Annotated in this window: 6 protein-coding genes; all 6 read left to right on the top strand. The window is 39.3% G+C overall.

The genetic code is table 11. The features are described from left to right. The first annotated feature begins 245 nt into the window (after positions 1-245). Positions 246-992 (top strand): hypothetical protein, encoded by a 747-nt coding sequence (locus tag RWZ05_RS08755; RefSeq protein WP_314643793.1) that lies wholly within the window; start codon positions 246-248, stop codon positions 990-992. A 209-nt stretch (positions 993-1201) separates the two neighbouring features. Continuing rightward, positions 1202-1408 (top strand): DUF1659 domain-containing protein, encoded by a 207-nt coding sequence (locus RWZ05_RS08760; protein ID WP_009352393.1) that lies wholly within the window; start codon positions 1202-1204, stop codon positions 1406-1408. A 238-nt stretch (positions 1409-1646) separates the two neighbouring features. Beyond that, positions 1647-1868, top strand: a complete 222-nt coding sequence (locus tag RWZ05_RS08765; RefSeq protein ID WP_009352278.1) for a DUF2922 domain-containing protein — start codon at positions 1647-1649, stop codon at positions 1866-1868. A 163-nt stretch (positions 1869-2031) separates the two neighbouring features. Then, positions 2032-2619: a DedA family protein gene (locus tag RWZ05_RS08770; protein WP_314643800.1), complete on the top strand. Its 588-nt coding sequence runs from the start codon at positions 2032-2034 to the stop codon at positions 2617-2619. Positions 2620-2630: 11 nt separating this feature from the next. After that, positions 2631-4262 (top strand): glycosyltransferase family 39 protein, encoded by a 1632-nt coding sequence (locus RWZ05_RS08775; RefSeq protein ID WP_314643802.1) that lies wholly within the window; start codon positions 2631-2633, stop codon positions 4260-4262. Positions 4263-4681: 419 nt separating this feature from the next. Then, the coding region (locus tag RWZ05_RS08780) for an ABC transporter substrate-binding protein (RefSeq protein ID WP_314643804.1) at positions 4682-5358 on the top strand (677 nt) is incomplete at its 3' end.

Consider the following 5358-nt stretch of genomic DNA (forward strand, 5'->3'; position numbering starts at 1 on the left):
GTAAAACACTTAGTTTATAAATAAATTTGATTTTGATATCAATTGAGAACTGTAGTATAATAGTTATATTAATTGTATACACTTATATGAGTAACAACTGATGTGTTGTTACTTATAAACCATTTTAATACTATATATGCTAAGTGATATAACAATCAGAGGGGGAGCTGTTATATTTGCTTGCTTAGCTGTATGTGCATGAGGGGGCCGAAGTGTTATAGAGTGCTATACACAGGGAGGATATAATGAATGATATGCTATTAGAATATATCGATCGGATGATTGATCAAGAGAAAGACCATCGTGTTTTTTCTGTCGAATTTAACGATAAGCAGTACTACGTAAAACAAGATATTAGTAATCATCGCTCTAGTTGGATTAAGCCCTCCCCTAGAGCTGCTTTTGATTATGAGTTCTATAAAATTTCCTTCGTGAATACACAATTGCCTGTAGCTCCTACCATTGCCGGTTTTAGAGAACATTATTTTGTTACAGAAGCGTGTGGTAAGAATCTAACTTATTATAGTCAATTACCGGCGCAAAATCCTGATGATACTAGTTTGCAAGATATGGTCACTCATATTTTTTATATCTTTGGCAAAACATTAGGTCAGCTACATGACTATGGCTTGTCTCATGGGCGTCCTGCCATGCGTGATATTACCTATGATCCTGAAAGTGATAAGATTACCTTACTAGACTGGGAAAATAGCCGACGTTGGCCAGAATTAAGCCCTCAAGGGTGGGATTTAATTACCTTTGCTCACAGCTATTTGCGTGAAGATAACTTACCGATAACCTACCTATATGCCATGATGAATGGTTATAGCTCGGCTCACACGGCGCGCGATACAGTGTTACATGTAAAAGCAATTTTGCGTAAACATGAATATCTATTTAAATTCTGCCGTATGCTAAACCCATTCCACTTTGTAGATACGGAAGCAGCCGTAAAAGCGAATGATTTCATGTTATCCTTGAAAACTGAATAAAATTTAACTGAATAGTACTTATATATAGACCTTTACGGGAACTAGTTTTATATCTCATATATAACTAGTTCTAGTAAAGGTTTTTTTGCGTGTTAATGAAGATTTGTAATTATAATTCACCGGCTTTCACCAAAATCACCATAATTCATAGTAAGAGGGTTGTCGAAGGAGGACCTCAGGAATATAAGAGGGTGAAAGGAGGTGATACGATGGCTAACATTAAACGCACTAAATTGGTGTTGCGTTTTAACATCGGCACCGAAGATGCGCCGAAGTACAAAGACGTAACCTATACACGTGTTGCAGAAGAAGCGTCCGACGATAATGTGAAAACCGTTGGTAATGCGCTGGCAGCCTTGTATGACCACAGCTTGTCCGACGTGGTCCGCGTCAATGAAGTATCTTTAGGACATTAATTGTAGAGTATCTACACATGTTTGTTTTAAGTGATCCGAACACATCCTGATTGCTGATTTCATACATCCTTACATAGTCGTAAAAGGATGTAACAATCGCAAGTCCACACATTCCCATCCTTATTGATATGAATTGTAAATAGATATATTTGATCTCGGTGCAATCACAGAATTACAGAGATTATCATTCTATCTATATTCGAGAACTTGTTTATGAAACGTGAAAGGAGGCGCCCACATGGCGGAAAAACGCGTTGTATATCTTACATTTTCTACGGTCGGTGGTAAAAGCACATCAGTCACAATTAGTGCTCCTCGTGCTGGAATTACTTTACAAGATGCTAAAACAGCGGCTAATGCGCTAGTAGCTAACAAGGTAATCCTTGGTTCTGGTGATGCAGAACTTGCTGCATTTACTACGGCTCGTGAAGTAACAACTCAAACTACTGAATTGCAATAAACGTATACTGCAAATCGTTAAAAGGGCTCTCGCCGGTGGTGAGGGCTCTTTTATTATGGTACAATATAAGGTATACCAATTAGGTATGGTGAAAATGATTATAATATGCCCAAAAACTGGTGCATCGTGTAACCCGAATGGGGATTTTTTAAGGGGTAAAGCTGTGGAATATATCATTTCGTTTATGGAAACTTATGGCTATACAGCCATGTTTATCACAATGGTTCTAGAAAATGCTAACGTGCCTATTCCGAGTGAAATTGTACTCGGTTTTGCCGGGTATTTGATTGCTCAAGGTGTATTTGATATGCATACGACGATAGTCGTAGGTACTTTGGCGGGGATTGTTGGATCCGTATTATCCTACTGGATGGGCGAATATGGTGGTCGCCCTCTATTATTGAAATACGGTAAATATGTATTTTTCAATGAACATAAATTTGAATTAGCAGAAAATATGTTCAATAAATACGGCGGTGCTGCTATATTCTTTGGTCGCCTTTTACCTGGTATTCGTACTTTTATTTCTTTCCCAGCAGGCATGGCACGCTATCCAATGTGGCACTTCATTATCTGGACAACTCTTGGTACGATTCCTTGGACGATTTTGCTCGTTTACCTAGGCAAGGTACTTGGTGAAAATTGGCAAGATCTTATCGCATATAATCATGAGTTCTTGGTTGTTATTGTTGTTGTATTTGTTATTATAGCTGCAGTACTGGGCTTTAAATACTATCGCAATCGTCGATAAGGAGGGACCTTATGAAACTCTCTCGCTTAACACCAGTCATATTTATTGTGTGGCTCGTGTTCTACATGTTTGGCAATAATATGTTGCCTGTTACCGATCCTGTTGAATCTAATTACGCGTTAACTGCGAAGGAAATGGTTCTTTCTGGTGATTGGTTGTCACCTCAAATTTACGGTACTTATTGGTACGATAAACCTATTATGATTTACTGGCTCATCGCCCTTGGGTTTAAACTTTTTGGTATCGCTGATTGGGTGGTTCGTCTCCCAAGTGCTATCTTTGGCGCTTTATCTGTGGCAACTATGTATCAATCCATGCGTACCATTAGTGGTAAATGGGTGTTAGGCCTCATTGGGGCGTCTGTTTTAGGCACATCTCTCATGTTCTGGACCGTAGCGCATGGCGTTATTACCGATATGGTACTCCTCTATACGACCTTGATGGTCATGATTTACTCCTATAAGGGGATGGTGGAGCAGAAACCATATGCTATGATTGTGGCCTATGTATTTGCTGCTCTCGGGGTACTTACGAAAGGACCTGTAGCTATTGTATTGCCTGGTATGATTTTACTTGTTTTTGCAGGTATCAATCGTTCTTGGTCCATGGTGAAAGCTATCTTCGATTGGCGCGGTATTCTTGCTTTCTTAGCCGTTTGTTTGCCGTGGTATGTGTATATGTACAGTGTTCATGGTCAAGATTTCATCAATGGCTTCTTAGGTCTTCACAATGTAACGCGTGCCACACAATCCGAGCATCCAGAAGATAATGTATGGTGGTATTACTTAGCTATCTTCCTCGGTGCTTCTATGCCGTGGACTGGTGCCGTTATTTATGGCATGATCGATGGCTTTAAACAGCGTCATACTGGTTTTATTTATAATATGACCTGGGGTGTAGGTGTTCTTTTATTCTATACGTTAATGGCTACTAAATATCCTTTATATACCTTTGTTAGCCTCGTTCCATTTAGTGCGATTGGTGCCATGGGCGTTATGAAGCTTATTCGTAAAGGAAAATCGAGAGCTTTAAAATGGATTATCATGGGACCTACTCTGCTCTTGTGGGCTGCGTATGTTGTGGGCTCGTTCTATGCGCCATGGGGATTTTACTTCTTGCTCTATGTAGTTGTTGCTACCGCTGTACTCCTTATGTTCCATGCGTGGTATACGAGGAAGGGCTATCGTCTAGTTACTGTTATTGTTCTTGGTACGATGGTTATTTCTTCCGTAGTCGTTATAGAAGGTATTGAGCCATTTGTAAAACAACGCAGCAATATAGACGTTGTACCGGTAGTAGATTCCTATGACGGTGATGTATATTACTATAACGGCTATAGTACAGCGGCTGTATACTATACAGGTCATAAGATTATCAAAATCAACGGTGATGAGAGTCGCTGGGATGATCGAGATAAATTGAAAAAACGCAGTGCTGAATGGTCAAAGAAATATCTTATGGAACAAGTCGATGAAGAGGAGTTTAACAATATTATCGCATCTGGTAAACCTGTGATGTTAATCGTTCCAAAAAGCGAAATTAAGCACTTCCGTCAATCCTCTATTTACCCAAATGTATCTGAATTTAGCGAAGCCGGTACATCAGAGGTATATATATTGAATAAAAAGACTATATTCAAATAAGTCTAACAAGTAAATAACGACTGCAAATAGGTAGTATCCTTTGGATGCTACCTATTTTTAGTATTTGAAGGATTGTATCTATGATGTATCTAAATGCTTGTAGTTTATGACTTATCTAATTGATCGTAGTTTGTGATAAGGCCGATGTGATGGGGTTGTTTGATTGCTTGATGGATTGATGTGTTGTCGATTGGCTCGTAGATATTCTGATTTATATTGATGTTTTTCGCACCCAAATAACAATACCTACAATATTACTGTGTTTTATTGACAGAATTAATACATATTGATATAGTAGGGTATAAATAAGTTTGGAAACGAGGTGTTCTAAAACCATATTTCATCAAGGTTTTAGAAAAGTGCGAAAAATGACATGTGTCAAAAACGCCCCTTGTTATGAGGAAGAAAGAGGGGAAGTTATGAAGAAAACTTGGTATCTAATCATTGCGGCGGTTCTCTTGGTTATAGGCGGTATCGCTTATGGCTATCATGAGTACAATAAACCAAAAACGGCACAGGAACTAAAGACAGTGCGGGTAGCGTATTTACCAATTACCCATGCATTGCCATTATTTGCCACAAAAGAACTAGAAACAGCCGATGGTCCTGTTCATGTAGAACTTGTTAAGTATGGATCTTGGCCAGAGTTGATGGATGCACTCAATACCGGTAAGGTAGATGCTGCGTCCGTCCTCGTTGAGCTTGCTGTAAAGGCTCGTGAGCAAGGCATCGATGTACGTGCTGCTGCACTAGGTCATACAGAAGGTAATATTATCATCGTCAATAACGATATTAACTCTGTACAAGACTTGAAAGGGAAATCCTTTGCCATCCCGCATAAACAATCTACACAAAAAATTCTTGTCAATCTTATGCTAGAGCGTGCTGGTCTTACCGAAAAAGATGTGCAAGTCGTTGAAATGAGTCCTCCTGAAATGCCATCAGCTTTAGCGGTAGGCCAAATTGCAGGCTATAGCGTAGCTGAACCATTTGGATCTCTTGCCTTAGAGATGGGAAATGGCAAAGTTTTTGAAGATCCTGATCACTTATGGCATGACAATATTTGCTGTGCCCTCGTGTTTAATGGTCAATTCGT

This window comes from uncultured Veillonella sp. (genome assembly GCF_963543145.1).
Taxonomy (GTDB): Bacteria; Bacillota; Negativicutes; order Veillonellales; family Veillonellaceae; genus Veillonella.

Bases quoted from the DNA above. Each gene is read 5' to 3' on its own strand.
- RWZ05_RS08755 (WP_314643793.1), top strand. From the start codon at position 246: ATGAATGATATGCTATTAGAATATATCGATCGGATGATTGATCAAGAG.
- RWZ05_RS08765 (WP_009352278.1), top strand. From the start codon at position 1,647: ATGGCGGAAAAACGCGTTGTATATCTTACATTTTCTACGGTCGGTGGT.
- RWZ05_RS08775 (WP_314643802.1), top strand. From the start codon at position 2,631: ATGAAACTCTCTCGCTTAACACCAGTCATATTTATTGTGTGGCTCGTG.
- RWZ05_RS08760 (WP_009352393.1), top strand. From the start codon at position 1,202: ATGGCTAACATTAAACGCACTAAATTGGTGTTGCGTTTTAACATCGGC.